Annotated in this window: 12 protein-coding genes; 8 read left to right on the forward strand and 4 right to left on the reverse strand. The window is 54.5% G+C overall.

The annotated features are described in order from the left end of the window. Position 1 precedes the first annotated feature (1 nt). A complete protein-coding gene (locus BUB22_RS01545; RefSeq protein WP_073113639.1) occupies positions 2 to 1198 on the forward strand; it encodes a lipid-A-disaccharide synthase in 1197 nt (398 codons plus the stop codon). Here the strand turns inward: BUB22_RS01545 and mutL are convergent. Continuing rightward, positions 1151 to 3022, reverse strand: coding sequence for a DNA mismatch repair endonuclease MutL (gene mutL, locus BUB22_RS01550; protein WP_073113640.1), 1872 nt, complete (start codon positions 3020 to 3022; stop codon positions 1151 to 1153). The genes BUB22_RS01545 and mutL overlap by 48 nt on opposite strands. 99 nt (positions 3023 to 3121) lie before the next feature. Here mutL and BUB22_RS01555 point away from each other — a divergent pair, with 99 nt between their 5' ends. After that, positions 3122 to 4417 carry a hypothetical protein gene (locus BUB22_RS01555; protein WP_073113641.1) on the forward strand — a complete coding sequence of 432 codons (1296 nt, stop codon included), beginning with the start codon at positions 3122 to 3124 and terminating at the stop codon, positions 4415 to 4417. 519 nt (positions 4418 to 4936) lie between these two features. On the opposite strand, the gene BUB22_RS01560 is transcribed toward BUB22_RS01555, so the two are convergent. Beyond that, the gene (locus BUB22_RS01560; protein WP_072813607.1) at positions 4937 to 5749 is read right to left on the reverse strand and encodes a sigma-70 family RNA polymerase sigma factor; all 813 of its coding nucleotides are present in this window, start codon (positions 5747 to 5749) and stop codon (positions 4937 to 4939) included. Positions 5750 to 6024: 275 nt separating this feature from the next. On the opposite strand from BUB22_RS01560, the gene BUB22_RS01565 reads away from it, so the two are divergent. The 5 genes from BUB22_RS01565 (at position 6025) to BUB22_RS01585 (ending at position 11557) form a co-directional block, all read left to right on the forward strand. After that, entirely contained in the window at positions 6025 to 6804 is a 780-nt protein-coding gene (locus BUB22_RS01565) for a class I SAM-dependent methyltransferase (RefSeq protein WP_073113794.1), read from the forward strand. A gap of 3 nt (positions 6805 to 6807) precedes the next feature. Beyond that, positions 6808 to 7818 (forward strand): lysylphosphatidylglycerol synthase transmembrane domain-containing protein, encoded by a 1011-nt coding sequence (locus BUB22_RS01570; RefSeq protein WP_073113642.1) that lies wholly within the window; start codon positions 6808 to 6810, stop codon positions 7816 to 7818. Between the two features lie 52 nt (positions 7819 to 7870). After that, positions 7871 to 10030, forward strand: coding sequence for a UvrD-helicase domain-containing protein (locus tag BUB22_RS01575; RefSeq protein ID WP_073113643.1), 2160 nt, complete (start codon positions 7871 to 7873; stop codon positions 10028 to 10030). After that, positions 10027 to 10836 carry a glutamate racemase gene (gene murI / locus BUB22_RS01580; protein ID WP_072813613.1) on the forward strand — a complete coding sequence of 270 codons (810 nt, stop codon included), beginning with the start codon at positions 10027 to 10029 and terminating at the stop codon, positions 10834 to 10836. The genes BUB22_RS01575 and murI overlap by 4 nt, the downstream gene beginning before the upstream one ends. Before the next feature lie 82 nt (positions 10837 to 10918). Next, the gene (locus BUB22_RS01585) at positions 10919 to 11557 is read left to right on the forward strand and encodes a hypothetical protein (protein WP_073113795.1); all 639 of its coding nucleotides are present in this window, start codon (positions 10919 to 10921) and stop codon (positions 11555 to 11557) included. A gap of 115 nt (positions 11558 to 11672) precedes the next feature. Here BUB22_RS01585 and BUB22_RS01590 read toward each other — a convergent pair whose 3' ends face one another. Both BUB22_RS01590 and BUB22_RS01595 read right to left on the reverse strand, forming a co-directional pair. After that, positions 11673 to 13817: a glycosyl hydrolase gene (locus BUB22_RS01590; RefSeq protein ID WP_073113644.1), complete on the reverse strand. Its 2145-nt coding sequence runs from the start codon at positions 13815 to 13817 to the stop codon at positions 11673 to 11675. 111 nt (positions 13818 to 13928) lie between these two features. Then, a complete protein-coding gene (locus BUB22_RS01595) occupies positions 13929 to 15101 on the reverse strand; it encodes a sugar transferase (protein ID WP_073113645.1) in 1173 nt (390 codons plus the stop codon). Positions 15102 to 15221: 120 nt separating this feature from the next. On the opposite strand from BUB22_RS01595, the gene BUB22_RS01600 reads away from it, so the two are divergent. Next, positions 15222 to 16511, forward strand: coding sequence for a homoserine dehydrogenase (locus tag BUB22_RS01600; RefSeq protein WP_073113646.1), 1290 nt, complete (start codon positions 15222 to 15224; stop codon positions 16509 to 16511). Positions 16512 to 16535: the final 24 nt, after the last annotated feature.

Consider the following 16535-nt stretch of genomic DNA (forward strand, 5'->3'; position numbering starts at 1 on the left):
AATGCAGGCCAGACCGTTCGTTCTCTTTTGCGCGGGTGAAGATTCCGGCGACGTGCTAGGCGAAACCCTTGTCCGCCCCGCAGTAGAAAGCGGAATGAACGTTCTTGGAGTAGGTGGCCCGCGCATGCAGCGTGCGGGCCTTGTGCCGGTAGGGGACTACGAAACCTTGCCCGTATCGGGTTTCGGTGACGTGCTCCCGCGGGTCTTTCGCCTGAAGAAAATATTCTCGCATTTGGAATCGCTCCTGTGGGAAGATTCCTGCGTAGCGCTGGTTTGCATTGATTATCCCGGGTTCAACATGAAGTTGTGCCGCAAGGCGCTCGCTTTAAAAAAGCCGGTCTTGTATGTGGCGCCCCCGCAGGTCTGGGCCTGGAAAAAGCACCGCGCCCGCCGCTTGAGGGGCGCGAAACTGGCGGTGCTCTTTAATTTTGAACGGCGTGTTTATGAATCCCTCGGGCTGGGTGCCGAGATTCTGGAGCACCCCTTCTTGCGGGCGGTGGGCGCGAGTGCAATCAGCCCGAAAGTGCGCGAAACCCGCCCGAATGACTCTGACGCGCGCGAAACCCGCCCGAACCAAGACGTAGTCGTATTGCCCGGTAGCCGCGAGTCGCAGGCTCTCCGCAACTTGCCCTTCTTTATGGAGGTCGTATCGCGGGTACACGCGCTTCACCCCGAAAGGAACTTCGTGCTTGTCGCATCCCGCGAATCGCTCAAAACGCAGTTTGAATGTGCGGCGGCAAAATTGTCCCCTGCAGGGAGTGTCCCTGCCTGGTTGCGCATTGATGTTGCCCCGCAAGAAGCCCGCGAACGCGCTACCTTCTACGCCCGCCATGCAGCTGCGCTCTGCATGCCGGGTTCTGCCACGCTGGAACTTGCACTTTCGGGCGTACCGCTCGTAGTTGCCGATGTGCTTGACCCGCTCACGTATTTCATCGGGAAACATTTCGTGAAAACGGATTATTTTGCCCTACCGAACGTGTTGCTCGGGCATTCCGCATATCCGGAATTTTTTTTCACGCGGGGTGCATCCCGCAAAAAAGATAATGCCGAACGTGTTGCGGAAGCTCTCCGGAAGGCACTCGAAAATCCGCCACGCTCGACGGTAGCAGACCTGGTAAAGACCTTCGCCGCTTCAACGAGCGCCGAATCGTTAATGACGGAATTTCTTTGCGAGTTCGTCGAGCGTGATACGCATTAGCGTAGGAGCGCCGTAAGGCGACTTCAGCGGATTTTCGGTCGCCATCAACTGCCCCACAAGCATCGCCATTTCTTCGGGCTTTAGCTTGTCGCCCGCCTGGTACGCGTTCGTCTTGGACCAGGCCTTTGCAAGAGTATCCTGTACCACCGAAGCGTCGCCCTTGTCGCCGCTTTCGGCGCAACTATCCAGGAATTCGTGAACCGCCTTTACGGCTCTAGATAACTTGAGTGCGCTCGGAATAGCTCGAATCTGGAAGGTGTCACCGCCGAAGGGCTCTACGAAGAATCCCAACTTGCGCAATTGCTCGTCGACGCTGGCAAAGATTTGCTTTTCGATCTTGCTGAATTCAATCAGTTCGGGGAAAAGCAGTTCCTGGCAATCAAGGTCTGCGCCCTTTTGTAGAATATTGAGCGCCTTCTCGTACAAGATGCGCGAGTGCGCCGCATGCTGGTCTATAATCAGCAGGCCTTCCGCGTCTTCGCCCGCAATGTAGGTGTCCGCAATCTGGAACAGGGTAGGAGCCTTCCACGGTTGCGGTTCCGGCTCTGGAACGGGGACGTTCCCTTCACTTGGTTCCAATGAAATGATTTTCCCCGCCTCGGGTTGCGAGAACAGGTCCTGCACGTCATCCGAAACATCGTAGCGGGTTGCCTTGCGGGTCTCCTGTATGCCTTGCTTGTAATTCGGAGCGACTGGCTTGTAGAGGGGTTGCGCGAACGAATTGTCCGGCAAATTTTGTGTATCGCCCGCCGAACTGGGAGGCGTGGTTGCGCTTACGTTGTTTGTACTTGGGGTGTTGAATTCTCCGCTCAGGTCAATAAACGGGGAATTTGCCTCCAAGTCCTTCTGGAACGTATCGCGAATGGCGTGGTTCACCACCAGGAATACGAGGTTCTGGTTCGCGAATCGCACTTCGCGCTTTGCCGGGTGGACGTTCACGTCGAATTCGGTATCGGGCATGTCGAGGAACAAGACCGTTACCGGCTTGCACTGCGCCCCGTAGGGCTCGTAAGCCTGCGAGACCGCTTTCCCTATCATTTTGTTTTCAATCGGGCGGTTTCGCATGAACAAAAACTGGTGGTGGCGTTTCCCCTTGGTTTCGGTCGTGGGGGAGATATATCCCGTAACATGGATGCCCGCCTCGGTATAGTCGACCGGCAATAGGCTCTTTGCAATCCCGGAGCCTATTGCCTCGGCAAGTCTCGAACGCAGTTCTCCGGGGACGCCTATGAACACGCTCTTTTCGCCCACCTTGTAATCAAAGCGTATCTCGGGGTGTGAGATGGATGTTTTTATGATTACATCGAGAATCTTTGTTCCCTCGGAGGTTTCGCTCCCGAGGAAGGTCCGGCGCACAGGCGTATTGAAAAACAGGTCTTCGATAAGGAATGTGGTGCCATGGCCTGCGGCGTAGGGTTCTTCGCTTTCGACTTGCCCGCCCTTGAGTATAAGCCTTCCTCCGTCGCCGTCTTCGGTAGAGGTCGAAATGGTCATTTTCGAGATGGCGGCAATCGATGCGACGGCTTCCCCGCGGAATCCATTTGTTTGCAGGTGGAACAGGTCGTCCGCCGTATACAGTTTGGAAGTCGTGTGCCTCAGGTAGCACAGGTCAAGGTCTTTCTTGCCCATGCCTTTGCCGTTATCTACAACGAGAATCTTCTTTTTGCCGCCTTCTTCGATTTGCACCTGTATACGGGTGGCCCCTGCGTCGATGGAGTTCTCTATAAGTTCCTTTACAGCCGACGCCGGACGCTCAATAACTTCGCCCGCAGCGATTTTATTGATTATTTCATCCGGTAAAAGGTGTATTTCAGCGGGTTTCATGGCACAAATATAGCCAAAACCATTATTTAGTGCTTGTTTTTTTGTTAAATTGTCATTGGATTCCGGTTAGGGGGTCTAACAAAAAGCGAGGTTAGAATAGTGATTTCGAATTTCTTCATGCAACTGATTCACATTGAACTGTTGACTTCATATTCTGTGAAGGATTTGCTCACGCTTATGCGACGTGACCCGAGGTTCGATGCCAAGTTGGTGAACGACCTGTTTTTTGAAGGTTCCCTTATCGATGAAAATTCGCACCGCTTTATTGCCGATAATATCGTTTCGTGGCTGTATGAGCGTGGCGAAAACCCGGATGAGTTTATTGAGCGGATTGTAAAGCGCTGTGCTGATTTTGAGGCTGTTCCGGCCCGTAGCGTGTTGCGCACCTACCTGCCGTTCGTGTCGCAGTTCTACCAGACCAAGGACGTCCGTGCGCTTTGCCTGGAAACTATTCCGAAGCGTTACCCGTTCCTCACGCACGCCTCTATTCTCAAGGATTCGACCGAAAACGACATGAGGAATATGTTCCTCGCCTTCCGGTTTGAAACTCCGGGTGCGCTAGTCTCGAACCCCATGCGCTGGATTCTCGGCATGTTCCGTGTAGGCCCGCTCCTCCTGAACACCCCTGCATATGAATACATGGAATACGAGGCTACCCAGACTTCGTTTATCGAGGCCCTTGAAGGCCGCGTCGAAGCAGAAATGAAGGATGGCAACGTCTACATTGGAAACAAACTTGTGGGTCGGACCGCCACCTTCGGTGAGTGCCTCGACAAGCTTGGATTTGAGTGGGAAAATACGCCTGAACGCGATGTGGGCTGTGTGCTCGCCCTTGAAGACCTGCGTGACGAAAAGACGAATTCCGTACTGCTCCGTAAGGGCTGCTACTATGGTACGCCGAGCAACATCCTCGATGTGCGGTTCAAGGCGAACGTGATTACCTCGGAACCGTTCCTCAAGTTGATGAGCACTGTGGTGAAGCAGGAATTTGATGCCTGGAAGCCGGTGCAGAAGGCACAGGAACAGCTGCTTGGAGCCATGAACGATTCCGTGGAAGTGGTTTACTACAAGAGCGACGACTCCATTTCGGTGAACCGCAAGCACCTGATGCGCAATGTGCCCGCGAGGATCCTGCGCAACTTGCTCCGCGAATACACCGCGACCGGCCGCGAAGAATATGAAAACCGCGAATTCAAGCGTGATCCGTCGATTTGCATGGACCCGCTCCGCCCGAACTTCGAAAGCCGCCTGAACCGCGTGATTGCGCATATCAACGGCACCGACGAGAAGGATGGCAACAGCGAGGGTGTCAAGAAGTACTTCGAAATTGAACGTCACCGCCGTGGTGGGTTCAGGTTCCTCCCGAAGTGCAAGATTGTGTTCCGCGAAGAATAATTTTACAAAAAAGTTTTGAAATCGCACTGAACTTTAGTTATATTTGTAAACGTTGGGATGGTTGAAAGGTAAATCCTATCTCTTTCCATCATAGCTCCCCTCCTGATGGGATTAAGGTTCCGGAAACCGCTCAATATTTTCTCCTTCTTAGGAAAGGGCCCCTCACGGGGCTCTTTCTTTTTTTTCGTAAAATGAAAAAAAGAAAAGCCCGTGAGACAAGTTTTGAAATGCTTGTATAAACTGCTGCTGGGAGGGGCCCCAGCTCGGAGTGGACGCCTACTCCCCAAAGAGGATAACTCAACTAAGCCACTAAAGTGGCAAGTTTCGTATAGGCGTCCGTGGCTGCACTCGGTCATGCCGGCCTGCAAGCAGACCGTCGCGACCCTCGTTTGCGCACTACTGCGAAGTCCGCTAAACTCAAAAAAATAGCCCGCATCGCTGCGGGCTATAAACGTTTTATACCAGAAATCCTAATAACCAATAACTAATGACTAATGACCAATGACCAATAACCAATAACTATTTATTAATGGCAGCCAAAAACGCGTCCTTCTTTTCTTGGAGGAATTCCTTGCTGTTGTACTTGCGGATGCGGCGGAGAGCCTGGTCACGCAGCTGGCGGACGCGCTCGTGCGAGATGTTCATGGATTCGCCCACTTCGCGCAAGGTCTGCGGGGCTTCCTGGTTGATACCGAAGATGCCGGTGATGACCTTCGCTTCGCGTTCGGGCAACTGTTCCATCAAGTCGCGGGCGAGCATTTCGACGCTCTGGATTTCGGAATCCGCTTCCGGGTTCGATGCTCCGGTATCGGGCAGAACTTCGGCGTACGTCGCCTTGGAGTCTGCCTTCAGCGGGCTATCGAAGGAAACGCCGCGCTGGCCAATCTGGATGAGTTCGCGAATTTCTTCGTTAATCTCTTTACCGCGGGACTGCTCGTGCAAAGCCTTGCGCACGCGGAGGTGCTGGTTTGCCGGCAGGCGGATGAGGTTACCCTGCTCGTTGATGGCGCGGGTAATGTAAGCCTTGATCCACCACACGCCGTAACTGATGAACTTGAGACCGCGGGTGTGTTCGAACGACTCGATGGCGCGCACGAGGCCCATGGCGCCTTCGCTCACTAGGTCCGGGAGCGGAATGGGGCAGCCGCGGTACTGGATGGCGACCTTCAGCACGAAACGCATGTTCGCGGAGATAAGTTTTTTGCGGGCTATCTTGTCACCTTCTTTTGCTTTCTGGAAAAGAATCTGCTCTTCTTCACGGGAAAGGGGAGCGGTCCTTCTAATATCTTCAAGGTAACGCTTGAGTGTGGTATCGGTGGAATCTATATGCATTTTATTTCCTTGCCCCTTAAATATCGCTTTTTTTATTAGCAAGTAACGTGCCAAAAGTGTAAAATTTTCGTGGGTTTTCAAAAAAATGTTTATTTGACGCGAAAAAAGACGGTTTAGGGACCTGTTTTTGACTATTTCTTGTTCTGTTTTCTAGAATTTAGTTATAAAATGTAACAAATGTCACGAATTTTGTAAATAGGGATGGCGGTAAATAGAGCAGAATCTATCTCATACAATACTCTCCTTCTGTTCTATTTTCGTATATTTTGCCCGTTATGTCAATTAAAGAACCCGATCAATCCGTATGGAACCGTTTTTGGCAGCGTAAAAACGACATGGACAAGGTGTATCCCTCGTCTCCGTCGGTGCTGAATGCTATTAAGAAGAACTTTAAGCTCCAGGGGCTAAAAATCCTGGAGGTGGGTGCGGGTACGGGTCGAGACAGTGCGGAACTTGCGAAGCTGGGGGCGGATGTCTACGTTCTCGACTTTGCCGAAAACAGCCTCAAGATTGTCGATGCGCTCCGTGCGCGTGAAAACCTTTACGATAACTTGAAACTCGTCCGTGGCGATGCGTTCAAGGCGCCCTTCCCGGACAACACGTTTGATTTGGTTTTCCATCAAGGGCTGGCCGAACACTTCAAGGATTCGCTCCTGCTCATCAAGGAAAATTACCGTATATTGAAACATGGCGGGTGCTGCCTTTGCGATGTGCCGCAGACGGTGCACCCCTACACGGTCATCAAGCATATCCTGATTGCGGTGGACAAGTGGTTTGCCGGCTGGGAAAAGCAGTTTACCATGGGACAGTTGAAAAAGCTCATGGTCGATGCCGGGTTCAAGTGCGAATATGCCTACGGCGACTGGATGCGCCCGAACCTGTTCTACCGCATGCTTCGCGAACTCGGGTTCAAGCTCGGGGTAGAACTCCCGAAGTACCCGCTCAACGGCACCGCGTACCAGAAGGCGAAGGATGCTATCCTTGATGCGCTGAAGTCTGTTCCGGTGATGCACTACACGCAGCTCTCTATTGGAGTCATTGGCCGCAAACCCTAATTTATGGCGCTCAACCCCAAAATAAAGTCGGCGCTCGTTTTTGCGCTCAAGCTCACGGTGACGCTTGTCCCTGCGTACTTTGTGTACCGGAACATCGTCGGTTCGCCGGATTGGGACAGCGGTGACTTGTACCGGTTGTTCTCGGCCAAGAGCGTTCTGCCGTTCGTGGTGGCGCTGGTGTGCCTTGCGGTTTCGAACTTCACGGCGTGCCTGCAGTGGAAACTTTTGCTCGAACGTCAGGGCGTTCACCTGGGCTATGCCCGCCTGCTCAAGCTCTACTACGTGGGCTTGTTCTTCAACAATTTTATGCCGGGGAACGTTGGCGGCGACGTGAAGAAGGTTTACGATATCCGCATGCAGGGTGGGCAAGATACGGTAGGCGCGGGCCTTACGGCGACATTCTTTGATAGGTTGTTCGGATTGTTCTTTGTGACGTTGTTCGCGCTTGCGATGGGGGCGCTGTTCTTTGTGCACGACGATGCGCAACGAGCCTTCGTGTGGCCGTCCATCTGGATTTTCCTCGGGTTTTGCGCCATGTTTGCGGGCCTTTGCAGCAAGCGGCTCGGGCACATTGCGACCAACCTCATGTCGCGCTTTTTGCCCAAGAGCGTGGGTGAGAGGCTGGTGCGCATGTTCGAGAGGTTCCGGCATTTCCGTTCGGTAAAACTTTGGGCGCAGATTTCGGCGTTGTCTTTTGCGACGCAGTCGCTTCGCATTCTGGTGCATTTCTTTTGCGGTATCGCCGTGGGCGTGGAACTTTCGGTTTCGTGGTATTTCTACTACATTCCGCTGGTTGCCATCGTGAGCGCTCTCCCGATATCGATTGGCGGGTTCGGCCCGCGTGAACTCCTGGCGCAGTCCCTGTTTGCCCGTGCCGGGGTGGCGAGTCTTGAATCGGTTGTCATCCAGTTGCTCGCATATTTCGTGAGCCTGGTCTTGAGTTTATTTGGCGCGTTCGTGTTCCTGTTGGGAGGAAACGCGAATAGTGCAGGCTGTCAGGACAAACAATCCTGATTTGATTTAGGTAGGGTGCAGGGGAAATAGCACCCAATCCATCGAGGTAATTATGGATGCCGAAGGCATCTTGCGTGGCCTGAATGCAGACCAGCGCGCGGCCGTATTGCACGACCACGAAAAAAATGCACAACTTTTGATACTTGCGGGAGCGGGGTCGGGTAAGACTTCCGTGCTTACCAAGCGAATCCAGTACCGCATTGCGATGGGCGTGAATCCGGAAAACATCCTCGCGCTCACGTTTACCGCAAAGGCGGCGTCTGAAATGCGGGAACGCGTGCAGAAACTTTTCCCGGGGGCGCCTGTACGGCTGTGTACGTTCCATTCGCTTGCTCTCTACATGCTCAAGCAAAACATCGGGGGCAAGTTCGCCTACGAGATGGTGGGGCTTAAGAAACCTCCCGTACCGCAGGATAGCCCCGCGGAAGACTTTGTGGAAAACCTGGTGCGGCAGAAAATCCCGGCGAAGGAACTCGACCGCGAACGCCTCTTTGACGATGCGTTCCCGTCGTCGCTCAGTTCTAGGCTCGACAAACTGCGCGCCTCCGTACTCGAAACCGGGCAGGTCGTATTCGAGGACCTCATTTACCTTGCGATTCGCCTGCTTGAAAATCATGAAGAGGCCCGTGCATATTTCCACAGGCAGTGGACAGAAATCCTTGTCGACGAATACCAGGACATAAACCCCTCGCAGTACCGCATGGTGAAGGCGCTCCTGGGTGACAGGAAAAGCCTGTTCGTGGTGGGCGACGACGACCAGGCGATATACGGGTTCCGCGGTGCAGACATCGGGAACATCAATCGCTTCTGCGACGACTTCAAGGAGAGTACCTTGATTCGCCTGGAGTGGAACTACCGCTCGACCTCGAACATATTGCACCTCGCTAACGCGATATTCGAGAACAAGCCTCTCCGGCTGCGGAAGGTCTTGCGCGCGGGCAACCCGAACGGCTCGGGCGGAAACCCGCTGTTCAGGGAAAACCGTGAACCCGAGGTGTGGGTGTCGGAAAACCCCATCGAGGAAATGATGAAGATTATCTGCAAAATCAAGGAACTGCGTGAAGCGTACGATCTCGCTTGGAAAAACTTCGCGATTCTCGTGCGTTATAACCGCCAGCGTGCCTATTACGAGGAAGTTCTGCGCGATGCGGAACTCCCGGTGGCGGGGAACGAAACCAGCGATGGGGAGGAGGTGGAAGACGGTATCCATATAGAGACAGTTCATGCATCCAAGGGTTTGCAGTACGCCGTGGTGTTCTACGCGGGCATTGCCGAAGGGCTTACTCCGGGGGAATGTACTGGCAGTGCAAAACAGCGCAAAAAGCAGTTGGACGAAGAACGCAGGCTCTATTATGTGGGCGTTACCCGTGCCGAAGCATACCTGATTTTGTTATATTGCAAACAGCGGTTTTGGAAGGGCAGACTCCGTAACTACAGAAAGTCCCGGTTCCTGCCCCGAAAAGACACCCTTATTCCGGAATTGAAAATGCCTGTTATTTTGTTCAAAATATACGTTGTCGTTGTGGTGCTTTCGTACATGTTTATCCACATTCTGGCTCTGCCGTTCGTGCGCATTGCCCATCGGGGTCAGATTGGCCTCTGGATAGACAAGAAAATCCAGAGCTTCGGCAGGTTCTGCATGAAGGTGCTCCGCATTGACCTTTCCATCGAGGACCAGGCAATCCTTTCGAAGGTGGACTGGACCCGCCCTGTCTTTGTGATGGGGAACCACAATTCGTATGCGGATATCCCGATTATCTTCCTCGCAATTGAACGCACCATCGGGTTTATCGCGAAGACGGAACTGCACATGATTCCCTTCCTCAACTTCTGGATGAAGGAAATCGGCTGTGTGTTCGTGAACCGCGAGAAGGGTGGCGGTGCCGCACTTATCCGCGAGGCGATGGCTCACGGTCGCGCTCCGAGGCTCTTTATATTCCCCGAAGGAACGCGTGGCAAGGACGAAAACATGGTGCCGTTCAAGAGCGGCGGCTTCAGGCTGGCGCTCGAGGCGGAAGCGACGATTTTGCCTGTGTTTATCAAGGGCTCCGGATTTGCGTGGGAACACCGTAAGGATGCAAAGCGCAAGAAGGTTTCGGTGAAGGTACTCGAACCGCTCGACGTGAAGGCGATGCTTGCCGAAAACGCGAAACTTGATGCCCGCAAGGACTTGATGCGCATTGTTCGTGAACGGATGGAAGCGGCGGTATGATAGGCGTTTTCGATTCGGGATTTGGCGGGCTTACCATACTCCGCGACCTGAAGAAGGCCTTGCCGGATTATGACTTTCTTTACCTGGGCGATAACGCGCGGGCGCCTTACGGGTCGCGCAGTTTCGAGACGATTTACCGCTATACGCTGGAATCGGTCCGCACGCTGTTTGCCCGCGGTTGCCCGCTGGTGATACTTGCCTGCAATACGGCGTCGGCGCGGGCGCTTCGGAGCATCCAGCAGCAGGTGCTGCCGTTCGAGTTCCCGGACAGGCGGGTGCTGGGCATTATCAGGCCCACGACCGAAGAGATTGGCAAGTTCAGCAAGACGGGCCACATCGGGATTTTTGCTACCGCGGGTACGGTTTCCTCGAACAGTTACGGGATAGAAATAAGCCACTTCTTCCCGGACATGAAGGTGACACAGCATGCCTGCCCCATGTGGGTGCCGCTGGTGGAATGCGGGGAGGCAGGTACCGAGGGGGCGGCCTTTTTCGTGAAGAAGGATGTCGACGCCCTGCTGGCACAGGACCCTGAAATCGATACGGTGCTTTTGGCCTGCACGCACTACCCGCTTTTGGAACGAGAAATTCGTGCCGCACTGCCACCGCAGGTTCGGCTCGTTTTCCAGGGCGATATCGTCGCGGGCAAGACGCTTGACTACCTCAGGCGCCACCCGGAGATGGAATCCAGGCTCACGAAGGGCGGAAAAACGACGTATTTGACCTCGGATACTGCCGAATTTTTCGAAAAAGGGGCGTTTTTGTTCGGAATTGACAGAATTTCGGCAGAATCAGTAGTCCTGTAACTTATAAAAATGTACATTGCAAATGTAACTAACGAACCTATTTAGGTCCGCTTGTGTTTTTTTTATCATAGTGAGTAGTAACATGCCGAAGACACAGATCAATCTCGAAGGTTGGCAGGACTACCGTGGCAATGCCGCCGGAAGCCTGCTTTACGTGGAAACCAGCCGTCAGTCCGAAATGCCGGTGCGCGACCAGCTCAACGAAAATGAAAAGGGTTTTCTTTACGAGCCGAACTACGAAACCAGCACTTATGGCCTCATGAGCTGCTACAATGTGAAGAACATCAACGCCATTGTGCGTGCCAAGAGCCGCTACATCCTTTTCGGCACCCGCTACGAAGGCCTTAGCGATTCCGAAAAGCGCAACAAGTACCTCATTATGGGTTACATGCGCATCGACAAGATCAAGGACGTGCGTACCCGCCATATCCAGCGCTTCATGTCTAACCCGGAACTTCAGGAACCGGAATGCATGCAGATGGAACACAACTGGGCAGTCTACGGCCCGATGCATTTCGTCTCGATGGACGATTCCTTCCTCGTGACCGACGAAATTCTGAAGGAATGGGGCTACAAGGGTCATGCGAGCCGCCAGCTGAAGGCCGTGTTCCAGAAGGAACACCTGGACCAGATCCTTTCGTACTTGGATTCCAAGGAAGACAAGATTGACGAATATATCGCCATCGTCGACGAATTCAAGGAAGCCCTCGAAGAAGGGTAATACGTTACTTGCGTAACGAAAAAAAACGGCCGCAAGGCCGTTTTTTTTGTGTGTGTAGTGAGAGATGTGTGATGTGTAATTATTCATTACACATCATCAATCATCCATTATCAATTTATTTAACGGTCTTCACGGTCGATGCATTCGTCTTCACGATATACATGCCCTTCTTGAGGTCGAGGCGGAGAGTTCCGTCCGCGTTCAGGGCCTGACCCTTGATCCCGCTCCAGAGGAGGTTGCCGTTCAGGTCGAACACCTTCGCTTCCTTGTTCAGGTCGCTTGCGGCGAAGTTCGTGCGCATACCCTTGATGGCGGAACTGCCTCCACATCCGGTAGCCACAATCTTTGCAATGTAGATGCCGGCGTTGTCGCTGTTGAACGAGAGCTGCGTGGAGCCGAAGGGGGCTCCGGTCGAGTCAATTTCGTTTGCGAGCGGGACGGATACTTCGGCCCAGGAGCCCGCGGGGGCAGAGTTGCCGTACTGGTAGTTGCTCCAGGTGCTGCCGCCCGCGCCGCCGATGTTCACGGAGGCGTCTTCGGCGTCGATGCTACGCATGGTGAACACGAGGTCCGTGCACTTGGTAAGCGGTTCCTTCACTGCTGGTGCATCGGGAATGGTGAAGAGGGCGTGCTGGTAGCCGCAGTCATCCTGCGCGCAGCCTGCGAGCGGAACCTTCACGTACTTGGAAATTCCGTCGAGCGCGGTCGTCTCGAAGGTGACCTTGCCGAGGGTCTCGTCGCTCTTCCAGCCCGCTGCGGAAGTTTCGTTCGCGTAGTCCACAATCACGAGAGAATCACCGAAGTTCTGGTTGGGGTCAATGTACGGGTCGTCGATGGGGGAGTCTTCGCACTGGAGCGCTGCCGTGTTGCTCGTGGTGAATACGACCGTGGTGATGGACTTTGCCGGGGCGTCGATGATGGCGCCTGCGGTGACGGTCTTGCTCTTTTCGCCGCTTTCGGTAGACTGCACGGCGTAAACCGGGTTGTAACCGTTCACGGAGAAGTTCAGGTTCTGTGCGGAACCCTTGTTGATGGCGATGACGGAGATGGAATCGCAGTCGGCGCTACGGAAGGCGACTGCATAGATGTCGCTACCGTCGGCGGTGCTGCTCACGACGCGCCAGCCCGGGTTCACGAATTTCGAGTAGTGGCGCATGGCGTGGTATTCGGGGTTGATGTAGAGCTTTGCCTCGGTGCAGCTGCTCCAGCCTTCGCCCGGGCAAACGCCGATGAGTTGGCCGTTCTGTTCACCCCAGAAGAGTTCCCAGGCGATGTAGGCGTTCAGCTTGCCGCTCGTAAAGCCGACCTGCATAATATGGGCGAGGCCGAGCATGTCCTGCTCGCGCACGGCGTTTTCCATGGTGCAGAATTCCGTCATGATGATGGGCTTGTTGTCGCTGCCATAGTTCTTGCCGATAGCGGTCATCGCCTTGCGGAAGTTCTCCGGGTTCAGGTAGTTGGTTCCGGAGTTGTCGTTGCCGTCACCCGCATGGTACAGGTGGTAGGCGTAACCGTCGAGGTTCTTGTCGTCGAGCGCCTTCGCGTACTTTTCGAAGTTGCTGTAGCCGATGCCGAGCGGTTCGGGGCCGATAATCTTCGGCGGGTTCGCTAGCGTGCTGATGGAATCGCGTACGGCCTGGAGTGCCTGCTTGTAACCGGCTATTTCGCCTTCGGTGGGGTCGAACAGAGTTTCCTCGTATTCGGCTTCCATGTCGGGTTCATTCTGCAGGCTGATGTAGTCCGGAGTGATGCCCGCGGCGGCGTATGCCTGCAGGCTCTTTTTCCACCAGCCGGCGAATTCGCTGTAGACGAACTTGCCGTACGGGTCGCTGCTCGAAGTCTTGAGCGTGTTTTCGCTTTTGGAATGCTTCTGCCCGTTATCGCTTCCGTTCACGCTGCCGCTCGGTTTGAGGTTGCCCGGAGCGGACCAGCTGGACATCTCGATCTTGAGGCGGTTGCCGAGGCGCTCCTTGCCGGCCTTCACGATGGCGGCATCGTCTGCAATGCTCTTGGAGTCTTCTTGCTTCCAGTTGCCGATGCGGAGCAGCGAGAGGTTGAGTCCGTTAAATGCCGTGTCGTAGAAGTCCTTCTGCATCGAAGAACTCATGGCGGTAATCCAGCTTTGGTAGTAGGCAGCGCCCGCACCAAATCCGACAATCTTTTGTGCCGTGCTGGCGGGATCTACCGTGATATTTGCGGCTGTCGCAAGCGATGCCGCAGCAAGGGCGACCGAGGCCGCCGTCAGGGATTTCTTAAACATACACACATCCTTTTTTTATAGTCAATAGTCATTGGTCTATGGTCATTGGCTTTTTTGTCGCGGCTGAGTCGCCTAATTACCAACTAACAACTAATGACTAACAACTAATAACTAGTAAGCTCCTTCGCCCTTGAACACGACCTTGAATGTCTTGAGGATAAGCTTGAAATCGTCTCCGAGCTTGCCGTCGCGACGGATGTAGTCGTTGTCGAGTCGCATCTGCCCTTCGAACGAGATGTTGCTTCGACCGCTTACCTGCCAGATACAGGTGAGTCCAGGGGTCACGGACAGGCGCATGCGGTGCCAGGGTTCGTATTCCGCCACCTCGGAAGGAATCGGCGGGCGCGGACCCACGATAGACATGTCGCCCTTGATAATGTTGATGAGCTGCGGGAGTTCGTCGAGGCTGAACTTGCGCAGCACGTGTCCGAACGGGTAAATGCGCGGGTCGTTCTTCATCTTGAACGTCTTGCCGCCAGTCTCGTTCTGGGCCATCAGTTCCTTTTTGCGCTCTTCTGCATCCACGTACATGCTTCGGAACTTGTACATGGTAAACAGTTTGCCGTTACGCCCCACGCGGGTCTGCTTGAAAATGACCGGCCCCTTGTGGTCGCTAATCTTGACTGCTGCGGCACAGAACAGGAGAATGGGGGAAAGGACTACCAGGGCTAGACTCGAGCAGGTGACATCGACAAGGCGCTTGATGGCGTGCCGGTACTTAATCTTGTGCGGGTGCTGCCAGATATGGTCGAGGTTCAGGCGCTCGAGCGAGAAGAAGCTTCCGTTGGTGCTGTTGAACTTCTTGAGGGCTTCGTCCATTTCCAGGTTGTCTTTTTCCTGGAGCCCGGTGTAGATGTATGCCTGGAATATGGGGCTCTTGGGCTTGTGGCGGAGAGCCTGGATAAGGCCCGCGTCGTTCAGCTTGTGGAGGATTTCCTTGCGGATGGATTCCAGCGTGTTCATGTCGGAATTCAGGAGGATAATCCCGATACCGCTCTCGTCGGTCAGGTACCCGAGCACGTCGATGAAGCGGAGGTGCGAGAACATGGTGAGCACGCTGATGCGCCAGGTCTTTTCCACGATGCGCGAGGGGCGGCCCCAGCCAAAGAAGTCGTACTGGTGCGAGTAAACCTTGATGAACAGGAAGGGCCTGCGGGTGCGGTTCGCCCTCAGGAATTCCTCGTTGAGGCGCGTCCTGAAGAGACGTGCCGGATAGACAATGTTCTTGAGCCTTTGCTCGTTAAGAATGTCGCTTATCGCCGGATTGGATATTTCCTGTTCCATGTAAAAAAATATAGTTATTTTGTGCTCCGGATAGGGTATGGAATCCGCAAGGTGGCTGTAGGCTACTAGCGTAAAATTCTATATTGTGTCTCCGAAAAAATCAAAAAATGGAGACGCAATATGCTGCGTATTGGCTTAATTGGTACTGGAACCGTCGGTGGCGGTGTCATTCAGATTCTGGAACAGAAGATTGCCGAGTACAAGGAAAAACTCGGTGTCGAACTCGAACTCGCCTGCATCTGCGCGAAGTCCGAGGAAGAAGTTGCCCCGTACAAGGCGAAGGGCTACAAGGTGTCTACCAACGCCGACGAGATGATTGCCGGTGACGGTATTGACGTGCTTGTGGAACTTGCCGGTGGCTACAACATGCCGCGCAAGTGGATTCTCGCTGCCCTCAATTCGGGCAAGCACGTGGTGACGGCCAACAAGGCCCTCCTCGCGAAGTACGGCCACGAGATTTTCCCGCTCGCTGCCGAAAAGGGCCTGCACGTGCTGTTCGAAGCAGCCGTGGGCGGTGGCATTCCCATTATCCGCAGCCTGCAGGAAGGCCTGCTCGGCTCTACGGTGGAACACCTGAGCTGCATCATCAATGGTACCTGCAACTACATCCTGAGCCGCATGGCTGACGAAGGCCTGGACTTTGACGTGGTTCTGAAGGACGCCCAGAAGCTCGGTTTTGCCGAAGCCGACCCGACCTTTGATATTGAAGGTATCGACTCCGCCCACAAGACTGCCTTGCTCGCTAGCCTCTGCAGCGGCAAGCGCGTGGACTTCGAAAAGATTCACGTGACCGGCATTTCGAAGATTACCGCCCAGGATATCGCGTTCGCCAAGGAACTTGGCTGCTGCGTGAAGCTCCTCGGCATCTACCACCGCGACGGTGACCGCGTGGATGCCCGCGTGCATCCGTGCTTTGTCTCTAACGAGAACCTGCTTTCGAACGTGAACGGCGTCATCAACGCGGTTTACCTCAAGTGCGACAACCTGGGCGAAACGGTCCAGACTGGCGCCGGTGCTGGCCGCCTCCCGACCGCATCCGCCGTCGTGGCCGACCTCGTTTCCCTGGCCCGCTCTGTGGATACGGGTAGCCGCAAGGCGCTCCCGATGGGCTGGTTCAACGTCGACAATTCTGCGACTCTCGTGCCTATCTCCGAGACTAGCGCCCGCTACTACCTGCGCTTCACTTCCCGTGACGCCTGCGGCGTGCTCGCGAAGATTACGAGCGTCTTGGCCGAAAATAACATCTCCATCGAGACGATTATCCAGAAGAACGTGAAGGACCCGGGCAAGGTCTCTATCGTGGTCATCACCGAAAAGACGCAGGACTGCAAGGCCTCGAAGGCGGTGGACGCCATCGACGCCCTGCCCGAAATCGTCGAAAAGAGCCAGGTTATCCGCTTCCTCGCCTAAGGCGTGGTTTCTGAAACCTGAATT

The sequence above is a fragment of the Fibrobacter sp. UWCM genome (assembly GCF_900129735.1).
Classification (GTDB): Bacteria; Fibrobacterota; Fibrobacteria; order Fibrobacterales; family Fibrobacteraceae; genus Fibrobacter.